General features: G+C 56.7%; 18 protein-coding genes. 6 read left to right on the forward strand and 12 right to left on the reverse strand.

Going from position 1 to position 24804, the window contains the following annotated elements; genetic code table 11:
* Position 1: 1 nt before the first annotated feature.
* Positions 2-742 (reverse strand): amino acid ABC transporter ATP-binding protein, encoded by a 741-nt coding sequence (locus ACRZ96_RS08890; RefSeq protein WP_170407352.1) that lies wholly within the window; start codon positions 740-742, stop codon positions 2-4.
* Between the two features lie 121 nt (positions 743-863).
* Here ACRZ96_RS08890 and ACRZ96_RS08895 point away from each other — a divergent pair, with 121 nt between their 5' ends.
* Both ACRZ96_RS08895 and ACRZ96_RS08900 read left to right on the forward strand, forming a co-directional pair.
* On the forward strand, positions 864-1634 hold the full coding sequence (locus tag ACRZ96_RS08895; RefSeq protein ID WP_480706159.1) for a transporter substrate-binding domain-containing protein: 771 nt from the start codon (positions 864-866) through the stop codon (positions 1632-1634).
* 45 nt (positions 1635-1679) lie between these two features.
* A complete protein-coding gene (locus ACRZ96_RS08900) occupies positions 1680-2417 on the forward strand; it encodes a creatininase family protein (RefSeq protein WP_480706158.1) in 738 nt (245 codons plus the stop codon).
* Between the two features lie 31 nt (positions 2418-2448).
* Here the strand turns inward: ACRZ96_RS08900 and ACRZ96_RS08905 are convergent, their stop codons facing one another.
* The 6 genes from ACRZ96_RS08905 to ACRZ96_RS08930 all read right to left on the reverse strand — a co-directional run bounded on the left by ACRZ96_RS08905 (position 2449) and on the right by ACRZ96_RS08930 (position 11990).
* Entirely contained in the window at positions 2449-4161 is a 1713-nt protein-coding gene (locus tag ACRZ96_RS08905) for an ABC transporter ATP-binding protein (protein ID WP_480814404.1), read from the reverse strand.
* A 4-nt stretch (positions 4162-4165) separates the two neighbouring features.
* Positions 4166-5116, reverse strand: coding sequence for an ABC transporter permease (locus ACRZ96_RS08910; RefSeq protein WP_170393891.1), 951 nt, complete (start codon positions 5114-5116; stop codon positions 4166-4168).
* On the reverse strand, positions 5113-6090 hold the full coding sequence (locus ACRZ96_RS08915) for an ABC transporter permease (protein ID WP_170393893.1): 978 nt from the start codon (positions 6088-6090) through the stop codon (positions 5113-5115). The genes ACRZ96_RS08910 and ACRZ96_RS08915 overlap by 4 nt, the downstream gene beginning before the upstream one ends.
* 88 nt (positions 6091-6178) lie before the next feature.
* Complete coding sequence (locus ACRZ96_RS08920) at positions 6179-7744, reverse strand: ABC transporter substrate-binding protein (RefSeq protein WP_170562058.1); 1566 nt, start codon at positions 7742-7744, stop codon at positions 6179-6181.
* Positions 7745-7893: 149 nt separating this feature from the next.
* Positions 7894-9474 carry an ABC transporter substrate-binding protein gene (locus ACRZ96_RS08925; protein ID WP_170393897.1) on the reverse strand — a complete coding sequence of 527 codons (1581 nt, stop codon included), beginning with the start codon at positions 9472-9474 and terminating at the stop codon, positions 7894-7896.
* Positions 9475-9683: 209 nt separating this feature from the next.
* Complete coding sequence (locus ACRZ96_RS08930; protein ID WP_480814405.1) at positions 9684-11990, reverse strand: Tex family protein; 2307 nt, start codon at positions 11988-11990, stop codon at positions 9684-9686.
* 166 nt (positions 11991-12156) lie between these two features.
* Here ACRZ96_RS08930 and ACRZ96_RS08935 point away from each other — a divergent pair, with 166 nt between their 5' ends.
* The 4 genes from ACRZ96_RS08935 to ACRZ96_RS08950 all read left to right on the forward strand — a co-directional run bounded on the left by ACRZ96_RS08935 (position 12157) and on the right by ACRZ96_RS08950 (position 17655).
* The gene (locus tag ACRZ96_RS08935; protein ID WP_480814406.1) at positions 12157-13623 is read left to right on the forward strand and encodes a DUF4153 domain-containing protein; all 1467 of its coding nucleotides are present in this window, start codon (positions 12157-12159) and stop codon (positions 13621-13623) included.
* Positions 13601-14278 (forward strand): response regulator transcription factor, encoded by a 678-nt coding sequence (locus ACRZ96_RS08940; RefSeq protein ID WP_480814407.1) that lies wholly within the window; start codon positions 13601-13603, stop codon positions 14276-14278. The genes ACRZ96_RS08935 and ACRZ96_RS08940 overlap by 23 nt, the downstream gene beginning before the upstream one ends.
* Entirely contained in the window at positions 14266-15231 is a 966-nt protein-coding gene (locus ACRZ96_RS08945; RefSeq protein ID WP_480771777.1) for a sensor histidine kinase, read from the forward strand. Before ACRZ96_RS08940 ends, ACRZ96_RS08945 begins: the two co-directional genes overlap by 13 nt.
* 210 nt (positions 15232-15441) lie before the next feature.
* Positions 15442-17655, forward strand: coding sequence for an NADP-dependent isocitrate dehydrogenase (locus ACRZ96_RS08950; protein ID WP_480814408.1), 2214 nt, complete (start codon positions 15442-15444; stop codon positions 17653-17655).
* Positions 17656-18039: 384 nt separating this feature from the next.
* Here the strand turns inward: ACRZ96_RS08950 and ACRZ96_RS08955 are convergent, their stop codons facing one another.
* The 5 genes from ACRZ96_RS08955 to ACRZ96_RS08975 form a co-directional block, all read right to left on the reverse strand.
* On the reverse strand, positions 18040-19146 hold the full coding sequence (locus ACRZ96_RS08955; RefSeq protein ID WP_170393909.1) for a transporter substrate-binding domain-containing protein: 1107 nt from the start codon (positions 19144-19146) through the stop codon (positions 18040-18042).
* Between the two features lie 43 nt (positions 19147-19189).
* Positions 19190-20452, reverse strand: a complete 1263-nt coding sequence (locus ACRZ96_RS08960) for a transporter substrate-binding domain-containing protein (RefSeq protein WP_170511889.1) — start codon at positions 20450-20452, stop codon at positions 19190-19192.
* Positions 20453-20474: 22 nt separating this feature from the next.
* Positions 20475-21254, reverse strand: coding sequence for a PP2C family protein-serine/threonine phosphatase (locus tag ACRZ96_RS08965; RefSeq protein WP_170393913.1), 780 nt, complete (start codon positions 21252-21254; stop codon positions 20475-20477).
* The gene (locus tag ACRZ96_RS08970) at positions 21254-22231 is read right to left on the reverse strand and encodes an FHA domain-containing protein (RefSeq protein WP_223118646.1); all 978 of its coding nucleotides are present in this window, start codon (positions 22229-22231) and stop codon (positions 21254-21256) included. The genes ACRZ96_RS08965 and ACRZ96_RS08970 overlap by 1 nt, the downstream gene beginning before the upstream one ends.
* A gap of 199 nt (positions 22232-22430) precedes the next feature.
* Positions 22431-24614, reverse strand: a complete 2184-nt coding sequence (locus ACRZ96_RS08975) for a serine/threonine protein kinase (RefSeq protein WP_480706147.1) — start codon at positions 24612-24614, stop codon at positions 22431-22433.
* Positions 24615-24804: the final 190 nt, after the last annotated feature.

Here is a 24804-nt window from a genome sequence, read left to right on the forward strand (position 1 = left end):
CTCAATGCTGCAGAATTTGGCTCAGGAATTTCTGACACCGCTCAGACTTTGGATTGGTGAAGAAATGCTCGGGCTTACCTTGTTCGACAATCTCGCCTGCATCCATGAACACCATGTTGTCGGCCACTTTTCGGGCAAATCCCATCTCATGGGTCACCACAACCATGGTCATGCCTTCCTCGGCAAGTTCGACCATCACGTCGAGCACCTCGGAGATCATCTCAGGGTCGAGCGCCGAGGTGGGTTCGTCGAACAAAAGGACCCGGGGCTCCATGCAAAGCGAACGGGCAATTGCCACTCGCTGCTGCTGTCCACCCGAAAGCTGTATCGGGCGCTTGTCGGCCTGATCGGGTATATGAACACGTTCGAGGTAGTGGCGCGCTTTGTCCTCGGCTTCTTTTCGGCTCAACCCGCGGGCCTTGATGGGGCCAAGGGTCAGGTTTTCCAGCACTGTTAGATGCGGGAACAGATTGAATTGCTGGAACACCATGCCAACTTCTGACCGGATGGTGGCTGCAGATTTGGCATCATCGTTCAGTTCGACCCCATCGATGCGGATGGTGCCCTTTTGATGTTTCTCAAGCTGATTGATGCATCTTACGACCGTTGATTTACCCGATCCGGATGGGCCGCAGATCACAACCTTTTCACCACTGTTTACTGTCAGGTTGATGTTCTTGAGCACGTGAAATGTGCCAAACCACTTGTCTACGTCGACAAGCTCGATCGCTGCGTTTGGCATCTGCTGGCCCACTTGTGATTACTATGAGTTAATTAGTTGCTTGAGGTTATCTTTTTCTTTACGCTTAAATCAAGAAGCAATGTCGTGATGAAAAGACTAACGCCACCAACGGGAGAACCACATGAAACGTTTTGTTAAAGTCGCGGCTGCGGCTGCGCTCGGTCTTGTGATCAGCGGCGCTGCGCAAGCTCAGTCGGCTCTGAATGAGATTTTGGATGACGGCGTGCTGAAAGTGGGGACAACCGGTGACTGGAACCCGATGTCACTGCGCGATCCGGCGACTAACAGCTATAAAGGCTATGATATCGACATCATGAACGCGCTGGCCGCTGATCTGGGTGTTGAGGTCGAATATGTGCCCACCGACTGGAAAACATTGGTCAATGGTGTGGTAGCGGGGAAGTACCACATCACCGGTTCGGCTTCGATCTCACCTCCGCGCATGAAAGTTGCAGGGTTTTCCGACAGTTACATCGCGGTTGAGTTGTTTCCCTACACAACCAAGGAAAAGGTCGACAAATTTGATGGCTACGACTCGATCAACAAGCCAGACGTGAAGGTTGCTACTACCCTGGGCACCACCTTTGAAAAGCGCGTGCGCGAATGGTTCCCCGATGCGGATATCAAAGTGGTCGAAGCTCCTGCACGTGGTTTTCAGGAGGTCTTGGCCGGTCGTGCAGATGTGTTCATAACCTCGAATATCGAGGGATCGACCCTTGAAGCAAAGTTCCCGGTCGTCCGCGTCAAGAATGCCGGTCCACGTTCTCCTTCTCCCATCGCGATGCTGTTGCCGCAAAGCGATCAGGTCTGGATCAACTATGTGAACAACTGGATTGAAGTGAAAAAAGCCCAAGGCTTCTTTGACGAAAACCGGGAACGCTGGGGTCTCTGATCAGAGGCCCTAGTAACTGGAGCGCCTGCGAGAGTTTTCAAAGTCATGAAACTTGAGCACATGACATGGTACGAGGTTGACACTCGTATCAATGCTGGTGCGGCCGTGTTGCTGCCGGTTGGATCGACCGAGCAGCACGGCCCGATGGGTCGCATTGGCACCGACACGATTTGCGCCGAGGCTGTCGCGCTCGCTGCCGCCATGCAATGCGAGGGTATCGTCGCTCCGGCGCTGGCCTACACGCCAGCGCCTTTCAACGCGGGATTTCCCGGAACGGTGTCTATTTCAGCCGAAACCTTTCGCACCATCGCAGATGAGGTGATCCGGGGGCTCTTGGAGCAAGGTTTCGTTGGAGTGTTCATAGTGAATGGGCACGGGGCCAATCTGGCGCCTCTTCGGCAGATCGAAAGCGAAATTGCCGATGGTCAATTGCTGATCCGTAGCTGGTGGGAGCCGAACGCAGTGAATGTTCTGCGACAGCAGCTCTATGGAGATTGGGAAGGGATGCACGCCACCCCCTCGGAGATTGCCATAACCCAGTCTTTGCTTGGACCATTGCCTGCCAATCAGGCCGCTGAGCCGCCCCAGAAACTCAGCGCCGAATACATCCGGGATCACGCAGGGGATCGCCATGGTCCACCTGACGAGCATCGCGCGGACTTCCCGGATGGCCGCGTTGGATCGCATTCAGCTTTGGCCAATCCTCAGGATGGCGAGCGTCTGCTGGCGATAGCAGCTGCGGCTATCGCTGCCGAGTTCCGGGCATTCGAACAAGGCCTCTAGTCACGGAGCGCCTGCAACGGGTGTCGCGGCCCTATCCTGCTTCGACCCCAAGCCCGTCAGTCGACAGGTCATCGAGTTTCGGCATCAACCGTAACAGTTCTTGCGCGTATTCGGTTTTCGGACTGGCAAACAGATCGCTGGTGTCCTGAACCTCGACGATTTGTCCCTGTTTCATGACCGCAACTCGGTCACACATCTGGCGCACCACAGGTAGGTCGTGGCTGATGAACAGCATGGTCAGGCCCAGATGCTCTTGCAGGTCTTTCAGGATGTTCAAAATCTGCGCCTGGATTGAAACGTCGAGCGCGCTTGTGGGCTCATCGCAGATCAGGAACCGGGGTTGTGTCGCCAATGCGCGGGCAATCGAAATACGCTGGCGCTGACCGCCCGAGAACTCATGCGGATATTTCAGCCCGGCCTCTGACCCCAAACCCACTTGATCCAGCAATTCGTCCACGCGGCGCTTGACGTCGGCACCTTCCATCAGGCGGTGATGGCGGATCGGCTCAGCCACAATATCATCCACCCGCATACGCGGATTGAGAGACGAGTAGGGGTCCTGAAAGATCATCTGGATGTTCTTGCGGTACTCTTCCTGCACCGCACGATTGCTTAGATCGCTAACCAGTTGCCCGTCAAAGGTGATGGTGCCACCGTCCACTGGATAAAGCCCTGCGATCATACGCGCGACGGTGGACTTGCCCGATCCGGACTCGCCGACAACCCCAAAGACTTCGCCCGCGCGAATGTCAAAGCTGACGTTGTCGACAGCGGTGAAGTAGGTACGATCCCAAGGCAGTAATCCACGCTTTTGCAGGAATTTCTTGGTCAGGTCGCGGATTTCAAAGATCGGTTTGCTGGCGTCGTTATTCACCTTGGGCCAGTGGCGTGCCATATCCTCGATCGCGAAACGCGTTTCACGCCCGCCATAGCTGATCTGAGGGAAGCGATGCAGTTTCAGCGTCGGGCGTGGTACGGCGGCGATCAGGGACTTGGTGTATTCGTGTTGCGGCTGGCCCATCACCTGTGCCGTGGTGCCGCTTTCAACCACCTTGCCCGCATACATCACGGTCACGCGGTCAGTTGTATCGGCGATCACGCCCATATCATGGGTGATCAGGATGACACCCACCTGACGCTCTTGTGCCAGTTCCTTGATAAGGTCCAGAATCTGGGCCTGAACCGAAACATCCAAAGCTGTCGTGGGTTCATCGGCGATGATCACATCCGGTTCGGTGCAAAGTGCCAGAGCAATCACCACGCGTTGCCGCATGCCGCCCGAGAACTGGTGCGGGTACTGATCCAGCCGAGTATCCGGGTCTGGGATGCCAACGCGGTCGATCAAATCACGGGCGCGCTTGCTTGCTTCGGCCTCGGATCCACCCAGATGGGCCTGGATCGTCTCGACCAGTTGTTCGCGCACTGTAAATAGCGGGTTCAGCGACGTAAGCGGGTCTTGAAAGATCATCGAGATCTTCTTGCCGCGCAGCCCGCGCATCGCCTCGGCATCGATGCCGCTGATCTTATCGCCGCCCAGCTTAATCTGGCCGCTGGCAATGCGACCTGGGCGTTCCAGAAGGCCCATCACGGCAGCGCCGATGGTGGATTTACCTGCCCCGGATTCGCCCACAAGCCCATGGATTTCGCCGGGTTCTACAGAAAGGCTGGCGTGGTCCACTGCGGTAAATAGCTGGCGGCGGGTCGGGAATTCGACGGTGAGGTCTTGGATGGTCAGAAGGCTCATGAAATCACCGCAGTTTTGGGTTCAGCGCGTCGCGCAGCCAGTCGCCCAACAAGTTGACCGACAGGGCGAGGGCCAGAAGCGTGCATGCCGGGAAGAACAAAATCCACCATTCGCCCGAGAACAAGAAGCCTTGCCCGATCCGGATTAGTGTTCCCAGCGACGGCTGGGTCGGGGGAGCGCCCACACCCAGAAAACTCAATGTGGCTTCGGCAATTATCGCCAGCGCCAGCGAGATGGTGGCGATGACCAGAACCGGGCTAAGGACATTGGGTAGGATGTGACGGAACATGATCGGGAACGATCCACGCCCGATCAGGCGCGCGGCTTGTACATATTCCTTGTTTTTCTCAACCAGAGCAGCACCACGGACGACGCGTGCGAACTGCACCCAGTCCGACAACGCAATTGCGATGATGAGAACATAGATTGCCATCTCATCGCGGTATTCCGGCGGAGTGATCCCTTTGGCGATCCCAAAGATTAGCATCGCGACCAGAATGGCCGGGAACGTCAGCTGCACGTCTGCGATACGCATGATCAGCGTCTCGATCCAACCTCCGAAATACGCAGCGATCAGACCGAGGATCACGCCGATGATCAAGGCAAGAAGCACAGCAGAGGCACCTACGAACAATGAAATGCGCAACCCGTAGAGGATGGTCGAGAACACATCGCGCCCTTGGTCATCTGTGCCTAGTAAAAAGGTCTCTTGCGTGAACGCATTGGGCGTACCTGGTGGTGTGAACCCGTTCATCAGGTTCAGTGTTGCTGGATCGAACGGGTTATATGGCGCGATCAGCGGGGCAAAGATCGCCGCCAGCACCAGAATGACCACGACCAAAGATGCGATCATGGCTACGGGAGAGTGCCGGAACGACCAAGCGAAATCGCTATCCCAGAACTTGGCCGTGCGCGATTTAGGCGCGACTTTCGGGGTTTCCATCGTTTCGGTCATGTGGCCCTCGCGTCGACACGCAGGCGCGGGTCAATGGCATAGTACAGAAGGTCGACAATCAGGTTGATTGTCACGAACATCACTGAGATCAGCATCAGATAGGCAGCCATAACGGGGATATCCACGAACTGGATCGCGTTGATGAACAGCAGTCCCACGCCCGGCCATTGGAACACCGTTTCGGTGATGATGGCAAAAGCGATGATCGACCCCAGCTGCAGGCCCGTGATGGTGATCACCGGCACAAGAGTGTTCTTCAGCGCGTGGCGGAAATTGATCACCCGGTCCGACAGCCCTCGGGCGCGGGCAAAGCGGACATAGTCGGCGCGCAGAACCTCCAGCATCTCGGACCGGACAAGCCGCATAATCAGTGTCATTTGATAGAGGCCCAGCGTGATTGCAGGCAATATCAACGCCTTGAGCCCCGAGGTCGTCAGAAACCCGGTGGACCAACTGCCAATCATAACGGTCTCGCCCCTCCCGAAACTGGGCAGTAGGTCAAGTTCAACCGAGAAAACATAGATCAGCAGGATACCTATGAGGAACGTCGGCAGCGAAACCCCGATCAAGGAAACAGTCATGATCACATTGGCAGCGATCCCTTGTCGTCGGATTGCAGTAAAGACACCGAGGGCAATGCCCATCGTGATCGCAAGAAAGCCGGACACAAAGGCCAATTCCAACGTCGCCGGAGCGCGCTCCACCAGGATGGTCGAGACCGGTCGCCCCTGGCGATAAGACACACCGAAATTGCCCTGAACAGCGCCTTGCAGGAACTTGGCGTATTGCACAACAAAGGGTTGGTCCAACCCAAGTTCGGTCCGTAGGCGGTCAATGTCGGCCTGCGTGCGCTCTTGCCCCAGCATGTTGTCGATCGGGTCGCCAACAAATCGGAACATCGAAAAGGCGACCAACCCCACGACCAACAGCACTATGACGGACTGGAACATCCGTCTGACGATATATGCGAACATATGTTTCCCTCGTAGATCGGTCTCTCTAGGCCGACCTTGACCAGATGGTCAAGAGAGTGCTGTCAACCCAACGCGACGTTGCCGCCGATCAATTCACATTCACCCAACGCAGCAGGAAGAAGTTGTCCGGACGCTGCGTGACCTCGACATTGCTGCGCGTGCCCCAAACCAACGGCTGGACATACATCGGCACATAAACGTGTTCGTCCTGATAGATTTGGGTAACCTCGTCCAGCATCGCCTGACGCTTGGCCTCATCCAGTTCTGACTGGATCATCGGCAACAGCTCATCGACACGTGCATTCGAGAAGCCGCCGAAGTTCCAGCTACCCAGCTTTTTCTCTTCGTTCGGGGTTGCGACAAGGAACCGGACCGGATGCTCGGCGTCGAACGTACCGGGGCTCCAGCCCAGCAGGTACATGTCGTAATTATCTTCGCGCAGTTCCGGCCAATAGTTCCGCACTGGCATCGCGTCCAGCTCGGCGGTGATCCCGATCTGAGCCAGCATACCAACGACGGCCTGACAGACGGCCTCGTCATTAAGATAGCGGTCATTGGGGCATTTCAGGCCAAATGAGAAACCATCTGCATATCCGGCCTCGGCCAGCAGGGACTTGGCAGCTTCCACATCAAACGCGGGGCGTCCGGCGTTGGCTTCGGAGAACCCGCTCATGGCTGGGCTGACGAGCTGCGATGCGGGCTCGGCATTTCCGCGCATGATCGTGGCCAGAATGGCGTCGACATTCACCGCTTGCGCAACTGCCTGCCGCACGCGCGCGTCACGGAACGGGTTGGGTTTGCCCGCATCGACTGTGTATTTCAGCGTGTCAGCCTCGTGGTCGAAGCCCAGCATGATCACACGCGCTTCAATGCCCTGGATGACATCGACCTCTGCGTTCTGCTGCAGCCGTGCGACGTCCTGAATGGGGACCGGGTTGATCATGTCCACATCGCCCGATAGAAGCGCCGCTACGGCCGTGGCAGGATTTTGGATCGGATTAAATTCTGCACGGGTGATGTTGTGTTCAACATCCCCCCACCAGCCTTCATAAGGTTCCAACACGGTCTTAAGACCCGGCTCGCGCTCGGTCACCTTGAACGCGCCGGTGCCGTTGGCGTTGATGGTGGCGTAGTTTCCGGTTTCTTTGTCGGGGACCACGGCGTCGTTGGCCTCAGTCCAGTCTTGATCCATGATCATCCAGTTGGCAATCGATGACGGAAACAGCGGGTTAGGTGCTGTGGTCATGATATCAACGGTGTAGTCATCAACTACAATGACGTCACTGACAGGAGCGAACCAACTGCGCGTGTCCGCCGCCTCACCCGAGGCGCGTTGGTAGCTGAACAGCACATCTTGCGCGTCAAAGCTGCTTCCGTCGTGAAAGGTCACGCCCTGACGCAGATTGAACCGCCATCCTTCGCCGTCGCCGATTGGCTCCCAACTGACAGCCAACGCGGGCTCAACGCTCATATCCTTACCGCGGCGGACCAGCCCTTCGTAGACGTTGTTCAGGAACCCGAGAACTGGGGCCGAGTTGACAGCGTGAGGGTCCATGGTCTGCGGATCGGTGGTCGAGGCCCACTTAAATTCGGCCGCCTGCGCGGCGCTTGCAAGCAACATGGTCAGGCCGATTGCACTGTTTCTGAGGATCATGGCGAAATCTCCCTGTTAGCGCTGAAACAATCCAGCTTTTTCGCTGCCACGTAAAGCCGTTCCTGCACCGAGATCACAGGTCCGTTACCGACGGCGCAAACAAGAACAGGGCGCGTTTCCGCGCCCTGCATACCATCACAAAGGATAGTTTAGTTCATCTCAAAGTACTTGATCTTCGGTGAATCTTCCGGCTCGACGATGGTGCCCACGCCCGATTTCATGCCCCAGTTCAGCACCTGATGGTGGATCGGGATATAAAGCTGTTCGTCCTGAACAACCTGCCAGATATCACCGATCTGCTGATCACGTGCGGGCAGATCAGTTTCAGAGGCAAGGGCCACGATTTTGGCATCCAGATCCGGGTTGGAGTAGCGTGTGCCATTCCACGAGCCGTACTTTTCGCCCTTCGAATGGACGAGGAAGTTGAAGATGTACTCCGAGTCATAAGTCGGAACACCCCAGCCCAGCATGTAGAAATCTGTTTCTAGGTTGTTGATCAACGGGAAGTGCTGGGCTTTCGGTTTGGCGTCCAGGTTAACTGTGACGCCGATCTGGGCCAGCATTCCAACCGCTGCCTGACAGATCGCCTCATCATTGATGTAGCGGTCATTCGGGCAGTTCAGGGTCAGCGAGAATCCATCAGGATAGCCTGCTTCGGCCATCAACGCCTTGGCCCCTTCGATATCGGTTGACGAGGACGCATCCATATCTGCATCCCAACCATTCACAAACGGAGGTGAGATCATACCAGCAGGAGCAGACTGACCACGCATCACGACCTGTTTGATCGCATCACGATTGATCGCCTTTGACATCGCCTGTCGAACGCGGACATCAGCCAGCGGGTTCTTACCATCCACATTGTCCGAGGTCAGATCAGCATCGCCCATGTTCATGCCAAAGAAAATCACCCGGTTCTGCGGCGCGGTGCGTACGTCCAGACCATCGGTTCCGGCTACACGCTCGAGGTCCTGTACGGGCACGTCCTGAATGAAATCAACCTCACCCGACAGCAGCGCGGCAACACGGGTCGCGGCGTTCTGGATCGGGGTATAGATGATCTCGGTTACCTGCAGCGGGAACTCATCCTTGCCCCAATAGCCGTCATAGGCGGCCAGGACGGTTTTCACGTCGGGCTCGCGGCTGACCAGCTTGTAGGGACCTGTGCCATTGGCGTTCTTGGCCGCAAACGTGTCTTCGCCGCCCTCATAGTCCTGAACCTTGACAGCGTTGTTTGCCTCGGCCCAACCTTTGTCCATCATGAACATGTTGGTCAGGTTGTTGGGCATGATCGGGTTCGGGCCGTCAGTTTCGATCTCGATCGTGAACTTGTCGGGCGCACGCACCTCTTTCACAGACGCCAGCAGTTCTTTGTAATCCGAATCCGGCGTCATCGCGCGGTTCAGCGAAAACACGACATCCTCGCTGTCGAACTCGGCACCGTCGTGGAAGGTAACGCCCTCGCGCAGTTTGAACACCCAGACATTCGGATTTTCTTCCGATGGTGCCCATTCGGTCGCCAGCGATGGAACCAGTGCACCTGAGTGATCACGCATCACCAGCGTTTCCATGATCTGGTGCGCCATGGCCGAGGTCGGGCCTTCGTTTTGCGCATGCGGGTCCAGCGTCAGCGCATCACCTGCACGGGCCCATCGCAGCGTCTCCGCCGAAGCGCCCGCCGCGATCATCGCCGTTGCACTGGCAGCAAGCATCAGAGTTTTGAATGACATAAGTCGTCTCCCCATTTTTTGTTGTGGCCGCATTTTCATACGGTTGGCCGAATTTTTCGGCCATCATGGGCCAGCATCATCCAGATCATGGTCCGAGTTGCAACACCCGAATGTTAGCGCCCTGCTTTTCTTTCTGTCTGCCGGGGCTTAGGTGAATATAGGTCTTGCGGAAACACGCCTCGTATTTAGCCCTATGACAGGGTTGCCGCCTAACGTTTATTGAAGGCGTCTCTAAGAGCGTCACCAAAGGCCCCGTTCTGGGTGCTCTGACCCCCATGGCTGCGCCGCTGTTCCCCTGGCTTGGGTGTTCGTGCCGGTTTGCCCTTGCCACGAAGTGCATTGCCCTCGCGTGCCGAAGCACCACCGTCCTTGCGCATGGACAGCCCAATGCGCTTACGTGGAACGTCGACTTCGACCACCGTCACTTTGACAACTTGCCCGGTTTTGACCACCTCATGCGGGTCCTTCACGAACCGATCGGCCAGTTGGCTGACATGGACCAACCCGTCCTGATGCACGCCAATGTCGACAAACGCGCCGAAGGCGGCGACGTTGGTGACGGTACCCTCCAGCACCAACCCGGGCTTCAGGTCCGTGATTTCCTCAACCCCGTCCGTAAACGACGCCGTTTTGAAACTGGGTCGCGGGTCTCGGCCGGGCTTCTCCAATTCGGTGAAAATGTCGCGAACCGTTGGCAAGCCGAAGGTGTCACTCACAAACTGCTCGGCGCGCAGGTCTTTCAGCGCGCCTTCATGCCCCATGATTTGGCGAATGTCGCGCCCACATGCTGCCACTACCCGACGGGCGACATCGTAAGCCTCGGGGTGAACCGAGGAGGCGTCCAGAGGCTCTGAACCGTCGCGAATTCGCAGGAAACCTGCACACTGCTCGAAGGCGCGCGGACCAAGGCGGGCCACCTTCAGCAAATCCTTGCGAGACGCAAAGGCACCATGAATATCTCGGTGCGTGACGATCGCCTCAGCCAATCCCGGTCCCAGACCCGAGACGTGAGAAAGCAAGGGGGCTGAAGCGGTATTCAGATCCACGCCCACAGCGTTCACCACATCTTCGATCACCGACTCCAGTGACTGTGACAAGCGGTGCTGATCCACATCGTGCTGATACTGGCCGACGCCGATGCTCTTGGGTTCTATCTTGACCAGTTCAGCCAAGGGATCCTGTAGCCGGCGGGCAATCGAGACCGCTCCACGTAGCGAGACGTCGAGGTCGGGAAATTCGCGCGCGGCAAGCTCGGATGCCGAGTAGACCGAGGCTCCAGCCTCGGAAACGACGACCTTGGTCGGTGCTTTGACGGTCTTGGGCAGAAGCGACAGCGTATCGGCCACCAAACGCTCAGTCTCGCGGCTGGCTGTGCCGTTGCCGATGGCAATAAGCTCGATTTTATGTGTAGCGATAAGGTTCAGGATTGCCGCTTGTGCACCACGCAGATCATTCTTGGGCTGAAACGGATATAGCGTATCCGCTGCAACCACCTTGCCGGTTGCATCCACCACGGCGGCTTTAACCCCGGTGCGAATGCCGGGATCCAACCCAAGCGTCGGACGAGCCCCCGCGGGAGCAGCGAATAGCAGATCCTTTAGGTTGCGCGAAAACACTTGAATTGCCTCGTCTTGTGCGCGGCTGCGCAGGTCGGCCATCAGCTCGACCATCATCGACAGCGACAGCTTGACCCGCCATGTCCAGCCCGCGACCTTGCGTAGCCACTTGTCACCAGGAGTATCACCGCGCGTGTTCAGATGAGCCGCAACCATGGCCTCGGCCCGCGCGGCTCCCGCTTCGGGTTCGGGAGCAATGTCTAGCGTTACGATCCCTTCCTTCGAGGCGCGCAACATTGCCAGCGCTCGATGCGACGGGGCTTTCGACCAAAGCTCGGAATGATCAAAGTAATCGCTGAACTTGGCACCTTCCTGTTCCTTGCCCTCGACGACCTTTGCGCTCAGCAACGCCTCACGTTGCATGAAGTTTCGGAGCTCTCCCAGCAAAGCAGCGTTTTCGGTAAGCCGCTCTGTGATGATGTCCCGTGCACCATTCAGCGCGTCTTTGGTCGTGGGAACAGCCTCAATCAGATACCCTTCAGCCAGCCCTTCTGGTTCTGCCAACCGGTCCGACAGAATCGCATCGGCCAGCGGCTCCAGACCATTCTCGAGGGCAATCATCGCCTTGGTCCGGCGTTTGGGCTTGTACGGCAGATAAATGTCTTCCAACTGCGCCTTGGTTTCGGCTTGGGCGATCGATTTCACCAGATCGTCCGTCAGTTTCCCCTGATCCTTGATCGAGGACAGAATCGCCTCGCGCCGGGCCTCAAGCTCACGCAGATAATTCAGTCGCTCGGAAAGGGTGCGCAATTGGGTATCATCCAGCCCGCCGGTCACTTCCTTCCGATAACGGGCGACAAAGGGCACGGTCGCACCTTCATCCAACAACCTGACCGCGGCCCCAACCTGTTCCGCGCGGGCGTTAATCTCGGTGGCGATGGTGCGGGCGATACGGTCCAAAGGGGCCTCCTGACTTGCGGTTGGAAGATCGTCTTAGCCACCGGCACGCACAAGGGGAAGAGGCTGCGCTGCGAAAAGCACCTCTGCACAAAAAATGCACGACCCTTACGCGGTGATCTGCACCTGCCTAGGCCAGACAGAACCAACACAAACAAGGAGCAGTTAAATGGGACAGTTCATCGTGCGCGGTGTACCGACATCAGTTTTACAAGATAGTTGGTGGCTGGACACCCCTGATCGAGGCACAAACCGAGCCGATGGCTTAGCGGAACCCGGCAATCGCCACGCTTTTTTGGGTTTGGTGTTTCTGGTTGCGCTCGCCGATTTTCTGTTTTTCGACCATTCTCCTGGCCTTTCAATCGCACTCTTTACGTTGGCGGTTTCCGCTGTAGTGTTTGCCTTGCTGCGCCGCCGTGGTGGACTTGTCGGGCCAACCCTTCTTTTGCTGCTTAGCATTCTTCCGGTGGTGGAATATGTTCAAGCCCTGTCCGTAGCTTTCTTGCTGGGTGGATCGACCATTGCGCTGTGTTGGGCCGTGCTGGGCAATCATGAGGTCGCTTCGGTTCGCCGGTTTCTGTCTCTGTTTCCAATATTGGCGCTCAGACACGGGATAGAGGCGGTTCAGAAAGGTCATTCGGTTTCCCGCGTTGACGGGGTTACCCTTCGTGCACTGCGCAACTGGAGTTTCCCGATCGGAGGCGCACTGATCCTTGCTTCGCTGATGGTTGCGGCCAATCCGGTCTTGTCTGATTGGATCGATCGGATTTGGCGATTTGATATGCGGTTCGACCGACTGCTATTCTGGATCGGGGCGGCAATCACGATCTGGCCCTTTCTTGCGGTCACCTTGCGGCCTGACTTGCTTACCCCCCGATTTGGCCCCGGACGCAAGCGCCCATTGCCTGCCTTTGGCCTGAATGCCCAATCCGTTGCTAATGCGCTAATGGTGTTCAACTTGCTGCTGGCGGTGCAAACTGGGATGGACATGGTCTTTCTCTGGGGCAACGCCAAGTTGCCCGAGGGGATGACCTATGCTGAATATGCTCATCGCGGGGCATACCCACTCTTGGTCACAGCTTTGCTGGCGGGCGCATTTGCCTTGGCCGCGCGACCCTATCTGAACGAGCGGCAGGGGCTGACAAGATGGATGATGCTATGGCTGGCGCAGAATGTACTGCTGGTGATCTCATCGCTGATGCGCCTGTCGCTTTACGTTGATTTCTACGGGCTGACCTATTTGCGTGTTCATGCGGCAATCTGGATGGCGCTGGTTGCTGTGGGCTTGTGTCTGACCGGTTGGCAAATTTTACAGGGTAAATCGAACCGTTGGTTATTGCTGCGATCTGCGGTCCTGGGGATTGGCGTGCTCTATGCATGCTGCTTCGTGAATTTTTCAGCCTTAATCGCCCGTTGGAATCTTGAAAATCCGCTACGGTTTGATGCCTACTACGCATGTCAGCTCAATGAGATGGCGGCGGCAGAGTTGCTGAAGGACAAACGAGTACGCGCTTGCGCAACCCCTCCGGTCGTCGACAATTGGAGGAATTGGGGCTTTCGCGCAGATCGGGTGATCCGTAATCTGGCCGTCGAACCCATGCCGGAGAAGGTAGATGAAAATCCTCGTCGTGGATGATGATCCACGCCTGCGAGAGCTGGTCTCGATCACGCTTGAGCGCGCGGGCTACCAGACGGTTACCGCCCGCGATGGCCAAATGGCGCTAACCCACGCGATGCGGGAAGCGCCTGATCTTGTCGTGCTGGATGTCGGCCTGCCTGAGATTGATGGGCTTGAGGTTTGCCGCCGCTTGCGGGCACGCTCGGACGTACCAATCTTGTTCCTGACCGCGCTTGATGACGAGATTGATCGCATTTTGGGCCTCGAGTTGGGAGCGGATGATTACGTGACCAAACCTTTCAGCCCCCGAGAGTTGGTTGCGCGGATCAAAGCCATCCTGAAACGCAGCAAACCTGGTGCTGCAGAGCTTCTCCTGCGGCATGGCCCGGTTGAAATGGATGTGTCGGCGCATTTGGTTCGGGTCGACGGTAATGCGCTTGCCTTAACCGCAACCGAGCTGTCGATTTTGCGTCGCCTGATGCAAACGCCCGCCGCCATAGTCTCGCGACCACAATTGGTTGATGCGATTTATGGCGCAGGCAGTCCGGTCTCGGATAGGACACTGGATAGTCATTTGCGGAACTTACGACGCAAGTTGGGGGATCAGGGCTGGGCCGGTGCCATCGAAACCGTGCATGGGATCGGATTGCGGATGGGTGCATGGCCGGGCTGAGACGCAAATGGCGCCCTTCGCTGGGTTTTGTTCTTGGCGGAGGTCTCGCGGGTACGCTCGCCCTGTCTCTGCTGGGTCTGATCGCGCTGCGGTATCTTGGACCTGAGATCGGGTTTCGAAACGCTGCGGGCTTGCTGGCGATCGTGATCGGATGTGCGACCGGAGTGGTCGGATACCTTATGGTTCGGCTTCTGCTCCGCCCCATAACGTCGCTGGCGACCTATTCAGGGGCCATTGAACAAGGGCAACGCGCCGAGCCGCCCGATCACTATGGCACACAAGAACTGTCGCGCCTCGCCGGTTCGGTTCTGAGCATGGCGGATACGCTGCAACGGCGCGAAGCTTCGATCCGCGTCTTTGCAGATCATGTCACGCATGAGTTGAAAACCCCTGTCACCGCGATCCGTGCGGCAGGAGAGTTGTTGGCCGAGGCCGAAACGCTCTCGGACCAGGATCACGCATTGCTGCAACAGATATTGGGCGCAAGCGATCAGATGCAAACGCAGCTCAGCGCTCTTAACACGGTTGCACAGGCACGAGTGCCGGAACATCATGGGGAGGCAAGCCTGAACGATCTTGCCGATCAGTTACGCTCTTCGTTTCCCGAACTGGACATCAGCATAGAAGGCGGCGATCAGGCATTGAACCTTGCAGCCTCTGGCCTGAAAATTGCCCTGCAACATCTTTTGGACAATGCACGCCGTCACGGGGCAAGGCAGGTGGTCCTGCACGCAGAACTCGGTCGATTGGTTGTCCAAGACGATGGTTCCGGCATATCCGACGGTAATCGGGACCGCATCTTCAACCCATTCTTCACAACCGCGCGCGAGAAGGGAGGGACCGGGATGGGCCTGACCATCGTTACAAACCTGTTGGGGGCACATGGCGGGCGGATTTTGCTGGTACCTTCCAAGACCGGTGCGCGATTTGAGTTGGTGTTTCCGGGGGTGTGATATCACTCAACAGCCCAAACTAATTCGACCCGTGTCAATTTGCGCCGCTCAATACGATTGATCCCAAGCCAATCCTCATTTAAGGGAGGCCCTGTCAAATCAGAGTCACCCGTGGGGCCGTCATGTCCCCTTTGGGATTGGTGCCTATGTCACGGCGGCACATGCTCTTGGATCGCACGCCCCTGAAAGGCTTAGAAAAGGTAAGGGAATATGGCAGAAAAATCGAACTTCGACGTATTGTATACCATTGTAGACGAAGCGCCCGAGCTGGCGAGCGCCTCGTTCCTGCCCATTATCCGCAAGTTTGCGTCAGCAGCCGGTGTCAGCGTCGGAACCAAAGACATTTCGCTGGCCGGGCGTATTATCGCGACCTTCCCCGAAAAGCTGACAGACCAACAGCGTATTACTGATGATCTGGCTGCTTTAGGTGAGCTGGTGAAAACACCGGACGCAAATGTCATTAAACTGCCCAACATCTCGGCGTCGGTGCCCCAGCTGGTGGCTGCCATCGAAGAGCTGCAATCACAGGGTTATGACATTCCGAACTACCCCGAAGAGCCTTCGACGGACGACGAAAAGGCGATCCGTGCGCGTTATGACGCCATCAAGGGTTCGGCCGTGAACCCGGTCCTGCGCGAAGGCAACAGCGATCGCCGCGCAGCGCGCGCTGTGAAGAACTATGCCCAGAAGAACCCTCATTCGATGGGAGAGTGGAGCGCGGACAGCAAGACCAAAGTGTCTTCGATGCCGGGCAATGATTTTTACGCCAATGAGAAATCGGCAACGATCACTGCGGCGCAAGCCGGCGATGCCAAGATTGAGTTTGTGGGCAAAGATGGCAGCGTTACGGTTCTGAAAGACGCTTGGCCACTGGCCGAAGGAACTGTGGCCGACGCAACACTCATGTCGGTCAAGGCGCTGTCGTCGTTCCTGACCGAAGCCATTGAGGACACCAAGAAAGACGGCACCATGTTCTCGCTGCACATGAAGGCGACGATGATGAAGGTCAGTGACCCGATTATCTTCGGCTATGCAGTCAAGGCGTGGCTTGCCCCCGTGTTCGAAAAATTCGGTGCAGAGCTGGACGCACTGGGTGTAAACCCGAACTCGGGTCTGGGGGACCTGCTTGAGCGGGTTCAGGGCAACGCAGACATCGTCGCCGCAATCAATGCGATCAAAGGGGATCGTCCGTCGATGTATATGGTGGACTCGGACCGTGGCATCACCAACCTGCATGTCCCGTCTGATGTTATCATCGACGCCTCGATGCCCGCAGTGATCCGTGCTGGCGGCAAGGGTTGGGACGAAACCGGCGCCAAGGGCGATACTAACTGTGTGATCCCTGACCGTTGCTATGCACCGGTGTATGACGAGGCCATCAACTTCTTCAAAGCCAATGGTGCACTGAACCCAGCCACCGCAGGAGCCGTCGCCAACGTTGGATTGATGGCGCAGAAGGCCGAGGAGTACGGCTCGCACCCGACGACGTTTGAAGCGCCCGCAGATGGTACAATCCGTATCGTTCTGGCCAATGGCGAAACGCTGCATTCCCATGACGTCGAAAAGGGCGACATCTGGCGCGCCTGCACCGTCAAGAAGGCCCCGATCGAGAACTGGATCCAGCTGGCGATGGACCGTCAGCGCCTGACCGGGTCCGAGGCGATCTTTTGGCTGGATGCCAACCGCGCACATGACGCCGAGCTGATCAAGTATGTCAAACCAGCGCTTGAAGCTGCAGGCGTGGCCGACAAGTTCTTGACTATGGCCCCGCGTGAAGCAACCCGCCAGTCGCTGGAAACTATCACGGCGGGCAAGGACAGCATCGCCATCACCGGTAACGTATTGCGGGATTATCTGACCGACTTGTTCCCGATCCTCGAACTGGGGACGTCGGCCAAGATGCTATCAATCGTTAAACTGATGAATGGCGGCGGTCTGTTCGAAACCGGTGCAGGTGGTTCGGCGCCGAAACATGTTCAGCAACTGGTTGAAGAAAACCACTTGCGCTGGGACTCCATGGGTGAATTCTGTGCGCTCGGAGAATCCCTGAACTTCCTCGCTGACAGCAAGGGCAACGCCAAAGCGGGCGTCTTGGGCGCCGCTGCCGAGGCTGCCACGCAGGGAATTTTGGATAACAACAAGTCACCCAGCCGCAAAGTCGGCCAGCCGGATAACCGCGATAGCCACTACTGGTTCGCTCGTTACTGGGCCGAAGCTTTGGCGGGGCAATCCGATGATGCTGGGCTTGCCGCCGAGTTTGCACCGCTCGCGAAAGAGTTGGCGGACAAAGAAGAACAGATTTTGTCCGAGTTGACGGCAGCGCAGGGCGCACCCGCCGATCTGGGTGGATACTACCACACTGATCCGGCCAAAGCGGCTGCGGTGATGCGGCCAAGTGCAACCCTGAATGCGATCATCGGATAAGCCAGGGTTGCATAAACGCCTAAAGAGAAACCGGTCCGAAGAGGGCCGGTTTTTTCGTGCCCTGAAAAAGAAAAAGGCCAGCCCCCATAGCCAGCCTCTTTCTGAGTGAGTGGCGGGGCTTACGCCTCACCGGTGCAGTTGAGTTCATCCTACGCTTATCGTTCACGCTGAATATTCGGGGATTCCCGTAGACGGCCGCCTTTTATGAGCGATTAAGGATAAAAATAATCATTATGTATGCGCAAATAAGACCAAATGCTGACTGCGCCACGTCTGAGGCCTAGTCAGTTGGCTTTGCCGTTGTCATTGAAGATACTGACCCACCGACAAAAAAAGGGCCAGTCCGAAGACCGGCCCCAAAGAAAGGTCATAACGACCGAGGGATTAGTTTGATGCTGCGTTCAGCTTTTCATTTTGTTCGCGCAGCGTGTCGGAAATAATCGCGTACCATTCGCCGGACTCGCGCATCTCGATCAAACCCTTGTTCATCATCGCGATGTACTCGCGCGCGAATGGATTGGTGCGGTGTGCAAGGAAGCTCATCGAAGACAGTGTCGAGACATACGGGTTCTCAACAATGTCCGCCGAGGTCAAACCCATGTCTTTCATTGTCGAGGCAAACAGATCAACTTCGAATGCAGCCACGTCTGCTGTACCGGTCAATACGGCATCGAGACATTCGCGGGCCGAATTGGGTTGGACCACGGTTGTGTTCTCGCGGTTGAGCCCTTGTTCTTCCAGCACCACCATGCTCCAGCCTGCCATGCGGCAAACGGTCGAGCCCTCAAGGTCGGAGAAATCTGTCGCCTTTGCGTATTCGCTTTCAGGCAAAGTGAAGAAACCACCGACAATGTCATATACCGGAACCGAAGCGACAAATTGGGTACACCGGGCTTCGGTCTCTGCAGACCACTCATAGGAGCGGTTGGTACAATCCGGTACAGTCCACGCGATCGAAATATCAAACGCACCCAGTGGCAACAGTGTGTCCAGATGCGAACTCCAGTCATCTACAAAGCTGACCGAGAAATCGCGGCTGTTACCAGCACGCTGAAGGCTTGTCGTCGCCAGACGGGTCATGATGCCACCGCCGCTCAGATCTTCAGTAGTGAACGGTTCCCAACCGTTGCCAGCGACCATCTTGATCGGAGGCGCGTAGACATTCGAGCGCTTGACGCTTGCAGCACGTTGTTCTTCTGCCGCGATCAGTTCTTGCGCGCTCTGACCGTTGGGCAGGCTGCCATCCTCACAGGGCAGCGCCAGTACCAGACCGGGGGTTAGCGAACCGGGATTGGTGATTGCGTTGCGGTTAGCGTTAAAGATCGGCTGATAGTTTGAGGTGCCGTAGGCGGCAATGGCGATGGTCGCCAATGTGTCACCATCCTGAACCGTATAGTTGGAGCAGGCCTCTTGAGCGGCGGCTGCACCTGCGCTCAGGGCGGTGAAGGCTGATGCCGACAGTACTGCTTTCTTCAATTTCTTGTTAAACATGTCCACTTCCTCCAGACTTTGTTTCGTTGGGCCAATCAAGGCCTTAGCCATTTTCCATTTGATAGCGCAGTGCGGTAGATACGATGTCGCGCCACTCGCCTGATTGCTGCATGATCGCCAGACCCTGGTTGAGCGTCTCAAGGATCGCTTCCCCATCCGGATTATCTTTGTGGGTCATGACGTTAAGCGACTTGATTGCCGCTAGGTTGGGGTTTTCGATGATCTGATGTTCGTAGCCCAGACGCCCGATTGCTTCGACCGCCAGATGCGCTTCGATCGCGACGATATCGGCTGTGCCATCCATGACCGCGCGAAAACAATCATCGGGTGAAACGGGGCGCATCAGCGTGATTGCAGGCTCGTAAAGACCAACTGCATCCATATGCGACAATGACCAACCTTCCGGCCTACAAATCGTTGTGCCCGCGAAATCTGCATAAGTCAGTGTCTCTTCGTAACCCGAACCGCTTTTTGCGAAGAACGTATCAACGACCTCGTAGAATGGGTTTGAGAAATTATAGGTTTCGCACCGTGAACGATCATTTTCCGACAACGTTGCGGCTTGTTCACAGTTCGGCCGCGACCAAGGGAATGTGGCGTCAAAGGCGAGAGTCGGCATCAATAGGTCCAGATGCGACGACCAGTCATTAACGAACTGAATCTTGTAGGACTGCTCGGGCGCGGCCCGCAGCATCGCGGTTTCAACCAAGTTGGTATAAAGCCCACGATTTGGCAGCGCTTCATCCGTGAACGGGGCGTAGTTACCACCCGTGATCAACAAAATCTGACGGTCACGAATTTCAGGGCTTTCGCCACCATCCGCGTTGCGGATCAATGCGGCACCTTCCGCACGCGCTGCTTCGATCTCTTTCTTGGCCGCAGCCTTGGCCGCGATTACGGCTTCTTCGCTGGTCTTTTTAGCTTCGGCCTCTGCAGCGGCCACGCGGGCTTCGGCCTCGGCAATGGCTTTTTCAGCCCGTTCCTCGGCAGCTTTGACCAGTTCCGAGGCCATTTCGGCAGCCATGCGGCCAGCTTCGGTATCCGGCAGTTGCGCCGCGCGCCCGATATCTTCAAGACAAGGGAAAGTCAGGACATCACCGACGCGAATGATATTGGGGTTCGACCCTATCGTTTCCCGGTTCGCATCATAGATGACCCGGTAATCTTCCGTCGCGTAGACGGCAATTGCCAGTTCCCGCAAGCTGTCACCGGGCTGGATTTCATAAGTCGAACACGCCTCTTGCGCCGATGCTGCACCTGTTGCAGCAGCAAGAGCGAGGGTGGATATGATAAGATGGTTTCGCATTTTGTCCTGTTTCACTGCCTGTCTAAGTCTGTGCCGGTTTGACCACGGCGATTGAAATGTTGTCCTGATCCGGGTCTGCCTTTGCATGCAGTGCTTGAAGCAGCGCATCAGCAATATCGCGAGCCGGGGAATGAATATGCGTGCGCACCAGCGTTTCGATCTCGGAATTGCCGAGATATTGCAGACCATCACTGCCAAGGATCAGTACATCTGCCGCAATCAGCGCTAATGGTTGTTCCGGACAATCCACTTTTGGAATCGCAGCCCCCATGATCACCGAAGTCAGTTGGTTACGATCCGGATGGCCTTGTGCCTCTTCCGCGCTCAGTAATCCTTGTGCGAGCTGTTCGTCGATCACCGGGGCCATCGAGTGATCTTCGTTGACCTGTGACAGGGCATCATTGCGGAACAGGTAAAGTGGACTGTCACCGATCGAGATCCAGAATACTCGTTGATCCAGCATCAACATGCCCAGAAGGGTGGAGCCCAGATTGACCTCGTTTTCCTCACTATGGCTCGCCATAGCGGCGTTGGCCTGCATTGCGGCCAACGGCAGAGCGTCGAGCAGTGCGCTCTCAGCAAGGTCGGGCCCATCCAACTGGGCATCCATCGCATCGCGCCAGGCTGAAATGACCAACTGCGAAGCGACTTCACCCGCTTCATGACCACCCATACCGTCGGCAATCACGACATAACCCGCGTCTGCCGCGTCAGAGACCCGCGCAGCAATCGCGTCTTCCTGCGAGTCGCGCTGACCCTGGTCCAGGATCAGGGCAATATCATATGCAGGGGTCGCCAGCATTAATCGGCATCCCGCCAGTCAAAGCCGTCATCACAGAAAGCGGTGAAGCGGATCGAGGTTTCGCTGATCCGGATCAGATCGCCGCTGGACAAGGCTATGGTGCTGAGCACAGGCTTGCCATTCAGGCGCACCAAGTTGGCCTTGCCGCCATGGCCCAGATAGCATTTCCGGTCCTCTGGGTCATATGCGATGACGGCGTGATTGCTGCGAGAGATCCCGGTGTCGCCGAAATCCAGCTGAATAGCCTGATCGTCATTCCGACCGATCTGCATCAATCCCTCGGTCAAGGTAATCGCGGCACCCCGACCCGGTCCGGCGGTCACGACCAGCCAGCCAACCGGGAATGTCTGTTCGGCCGCTTCTGTCTTTTCAACGGGCTCAGCTGTTTCCATCAGCTCCTGAACATGCGTGTCTGCACGCTCGAAACCCAAAAACGTCGTCTTCACACGAGAACGCCGATCTTCAGCCGGTGCAGGTGCAGGTGCGACCATGGCGGGTTCCGGGGTTACATCAACAGGCTCCGGTTCCGGTGTGGGTTCTCCGACGATTTCCACCTCGCCCGCAACTTCAGATACGACTTCAGGTTCGATGGCCTCTGGTTCTTCTACGGTGACTTCGGGTTCATCGTCCTGAACCTCGTCTTCCGCAGTCAGATGAAGCGTGACAATCTGTTCATCTTCTTCGACCTCTTGAACCTCGGCCACTTCTTCTTCGGTCGCCTGATCTTCGATCTGGTCTTCCGAAAACTCGGGCATCGGTTCTTCGGGGATCAGTTCGTCTGCTTCCTCGTAGCTGTCCGAGCTAACGTTTCCACCCGCAAGGGCCGCGCGCAGGGCGTTGAAATCCGCAATCGGAGCGGCGCTTTCTGTTTCGACCGCTTCCGCAACGGTTTCGGTTTCGGTTTCCACCGCATCTTCTTCTTTCGGTTTTCCGGCACCTTCTAGAAGCCGGCTCAGAGGGCTTTTGTATTTGAACATGGTGTCGTCACCTTCTTTGATTTCTGATGCGGGGTTTTACCCGCGGGACTGCTACAAACCGCTTCGCCGTAGGCGCAGGGCACTGATGAAGAGGAAACAGAGAAACATTTACGTCGCGACGGGTTGGTCCCCGACGGGGTGACGCGATGGGCGGCACCCCCAGCACACTGACCTGGCGATAGTCACATCAACTGGGCGATCACTCCTGCGTTAGTTGCATGACCGCAGTACTTTCAGCTCCGTTGCGCAGAATGCTTAGGCGCGCCTCGGGTTGGTTGTCGGAAACAAGTTGAGCAAGGATGCCGTCCAGACTCTCGGGCTCATTAATCGAGACACCAGTCTGTGTTTCGCGCAGCAGCACATCCCCCCGCTGCAAACTGCCAGCAACTTCTTCCGGAACAGATGCGACGACGGTTTGCCAACCTGCCTCGCCCGCATGAGCCACATCAAACGAATAACCGTTCAGAAGGCCAAAACTGCGGAAGGCGGGCAGGGCCAGCAATCCATTCTGCGCGCGCGTTTCGCCCAGACTGCGATAGCGCGCTGCTACACGGATATACCCGTCTGGATCGACCGAGAAATTATCTAGAACATACGATGCAAGCGTTGTGTCCGGACGAATAGGTTCACCATTCAGAGTAAAAATCGTAGCGCCCCGTTCGACCCAATCCCCGATCACCGACCTATCTTGACCGGCGTTCAATCCATTGATGGCAATGACACTCCCGGTCGAGCTGCGACGCTTGGACATCGTGAATGGAATCTCAATATCCCAGTGCCCAAATGCAACCTGGTTTTCGGCTAGATTTACCGGCGTCGCAGGTGCGATGGGTGTGATGTCTTCAACCGTAGGTTCCGTCACTTCAGGTTCCACTACTTCAGGTTCCACCAAAGCGATTTCTTCGGGTTGCTGCTCTGACACAATGGCGGCTTCCGGCACCTCATTAGCCTGCTCGACAGGTTGTTCCTGCGCCGCTTCTGGTTCTGATGCCAAAGCGACTTCGGCCTGTTGCGGCTCTGTTGTGGCTTCGGCGGTCTGCTCGACGGGTTCCGGAGCTGCTTCTGCGGGCACCGGAGTAGTCGGAGCCTCTGCAGTCACCGGAGTTGCCTCGGGCGATTTCTGATCGCCCGTCATTACGAAGTATCCACCTCCGGCCAGTGCCGCCAATACAATCGCGATACCCGCGATCATCTTGCCACTGCCGCCCGAGCCGCTTTTTACAACGGTGTCGACTGCAGCAACGGCCTCGTCCTGAGGTGCAAATTTAGCAAGAGTGTCTTCCGTTTTTTCCTCGTTCCCGAGGGCCAGATCAGAGTTCCCGGCCAGCAGCGCGGTCACGACGGCCTCCGCATTCTCGCTTTCGGCTTTGATCCGTTCTTTTTCGGCCTCTTCGTCTTTGCGATCCATGCCAACAATGACCGAAACAGGGCGATACGCGAAACTGTCGAACATCACACCGGGACCACGGAACATACGCAGCCAGTCCAATGCGGTTTGCACACGGTCAGTGGCGTGCACTTCCATTGCTTTGTCGATCGCCTCAAGGAACCCGTCAGGATAACCTTTGAATCGCCCTGTCAGCGGTTCATAAGGATCGTCTTGGCCGTTGTTGAACGCATTCAAACGTGTCTGGCCATCAATCGGTCGCTCGCCGCTGATCGCATGATACAGCGTTGCAGCCAGTACATAGAGGTCACTGCTGGGGCCCTGATCCGCGCCACGCACATAAAATTCGTGCGGCGAGTACCCGTCCTTAATCACGCGCAGCGTCAATAGCGCCGCTGACTTGTGTGCCGCCTGCTCGCGTGCTGCGCCAAAGTCGATCAGGATGGGTTCGCCATTCTCATCGATCAGGATATTGTCGGGTGAAATATCGCGATGTAGCATGCCGCTTTGGTGAATGAACGACACCGCAGACAGCATTTTTTCGGTGACCTGAACGATAAAGTCCGGTCCGCTCTTGTTTTCGGGTTTTTCGACATAATCCAGAAGATCGCATCCGCGGATCAGGTCCATCGCGATATAAGCGGTGTCGTTGTCCTCAAACACCTGATGCACGTCGACGATGTTGGGATGAACCAGCCGCGCATGGTTGCGTGCTTCCTGAATGAACAGGTCGATAATGGAGCGCAGGTCTTCTTTGTGGTCAGGGTTGGCAGGTTCGACCAGATCACCATTCCGCTGACAGAGCGCCCCCGGATAGCATTCCTTGATGACCACATCGCGATCCAGACTATCGCGCGCGAGATAGGTGATCCCAAACCCGCCGTTGCTTAGGAACCGGAGGATTTCATACTGTCCGCGCAGCAGCTTTGCGCCTGGCTGCAATACTTCGATCTGAGGTTCGTCGTGCGTTGCGCCGACCGCCTGGTTGTGGCTCATTTCTTCCCGCCCATTCTACTCGTTTATTGCGGCATAGATAACCAGGGCTTCAGCCCGCGAACTCACAACCAAACACAACCGCAGGACACTTAAGACGGTTAGACGTTTCAAATTTGACTTTATTGGGGCCGCCTGATGGCTTCACTATGGATCACAAAAAATGAAATCGCCTATATAGTCGGTCCAAACC

Source organism: Ruegeria sp. CF1, assembly GCF_056537445.1.

What these genes read in the sequence shown, in the direction of transcription:
- ACRZ96_RS08935 (WP_480814406.1), top strand. Translation starts at nt 12,157, where the DNA reads ATGGGACAGTTCATCGTGCGCGGTGTACCGACATCAGTTTTACAAGAT.
- ACRZ96_RS08895 (WP_480706159.1), top strand. Translation starts at nt 864, where the DNA reads ATGAAACGTTTTGTTAAAGTCGCGGCTGCGGCTGCGCTCGGTCTTGTG.
- ACRZ96_RS08975 (WP_480706147.1), bottom strand. Translation starts at nt 24,614, where the DNA reads ATGAGCCACAACCAGGCGGTCGGCGCAACGCACGACGAACCTCAGATC.
- ACRZ96_RS08945 (WP_480771777.1), top strand. Translation starts at nt 14,266, where the DNA reads ATGGCCGGGCTGAGACGCAAATGGCGCCCTTCGCTGGGTTTTGTTCTT.
- ACRZ96_RS08910 (WP_170393891.1), bottom strand. Translation starts at nt 5,116, where the DNA reads ATGACCGAAACGATGGAAACCCCGAAAGTCGCGCCTAAATCGCGCACG.
- ACRZ96_RS08940 (WP_480814407.1), top strand. Translation starts at nt 13,601, where the DNA reads ATGAAAATCCTCGTCGTGGATGATGATCCACGCCTGCGAGAGCTGGTC.
- ACRZ96_RS08970 (WP_223118646.1), bottom strand. Translation starts at nt 22,231, where the DNA reads ATGTTCAAATACAAAAGCCCTCTGAGCCGGCTTCTAGAAGGTGCCGGA.
- ACRZ96_RS08955 (WP_170393909.1), bottom strand. Translation starts at nt 19,146, where the DNA reads ATGTTTAACAAGAAATTGAAGAAAGCAGTACTGTCGGCATCAGCCTTC.
- ACRZ96_RS08925 (WP_170393897.1), bottom strand. Translation starts at nt 9,474, where the DNA reads ATGTCATTCAAAACTCTGATGCTTGCTGCCAGTGCAACGGCGATGATC.
- ACRZ96_RS08960 (WP_170511889.1), bottom strand. Translation starts at nt 20,452, where the DNA reads ATGCGAAACCATCTTATCATATCCACCCTCGCTCTTGCTGCTGCAACA.
- ACRZ96_RS08965 (WP_170393913.1), bottom strand. Translation starts at nt 21,254, where the DNA reads ATGCTGGCGACCCCTGCATATGATATTGCCCTGATCCTGGACCAGGGT.
- ACRZ96_RS08890 (WP_170407352.1), bottom strand. Translation starts at nt 742, where the DNA reads ATGCCAAACGCAGCGATCGAGCTTGTCGACGTAGACAAGTGGTTTGGC.
- ACRZ96_RS08900 (WP_480706158.1), top strand. Translation starts at nt 1,680, where the DNA reads ATGAAACTTGAGCACATGACATGGTACGAGGTTGACACTCGTATCAAT.
- ACRZ96_RS08950 (WP_480814408.1), top strand. Translation starts at nt 15,442, where the DNA reads ATGGCAGAAAAATCGAACTTCGACGTATTGTATACCATTGTAGACGAA.
- ACRZ96_RS08905 (WP_480814404.1), bottom strand. Translation starts at nt 4,161, where the DNA reads ATGAGCCTTCTGACCATCCAAGACCTCACCGTCGAATTCCCGACCCGC.
- ACRZ96_RS08920 (WP_170562058.1), bottom strand. Translation starts at nt 7,744, where the DNA reads ATGATCCTCAGAAACAGTGCAATCGGCCTGACCATGTTGCTTGCAAGC.
- ACRZ96_RS08915 (WP_170393893.1), bottom strand. Translation starts at nt 6,090, where the DNA reads ATGTTCGCATATATCGTCAGACGGATGTTCCAGTCCGTCATAGTGCTG.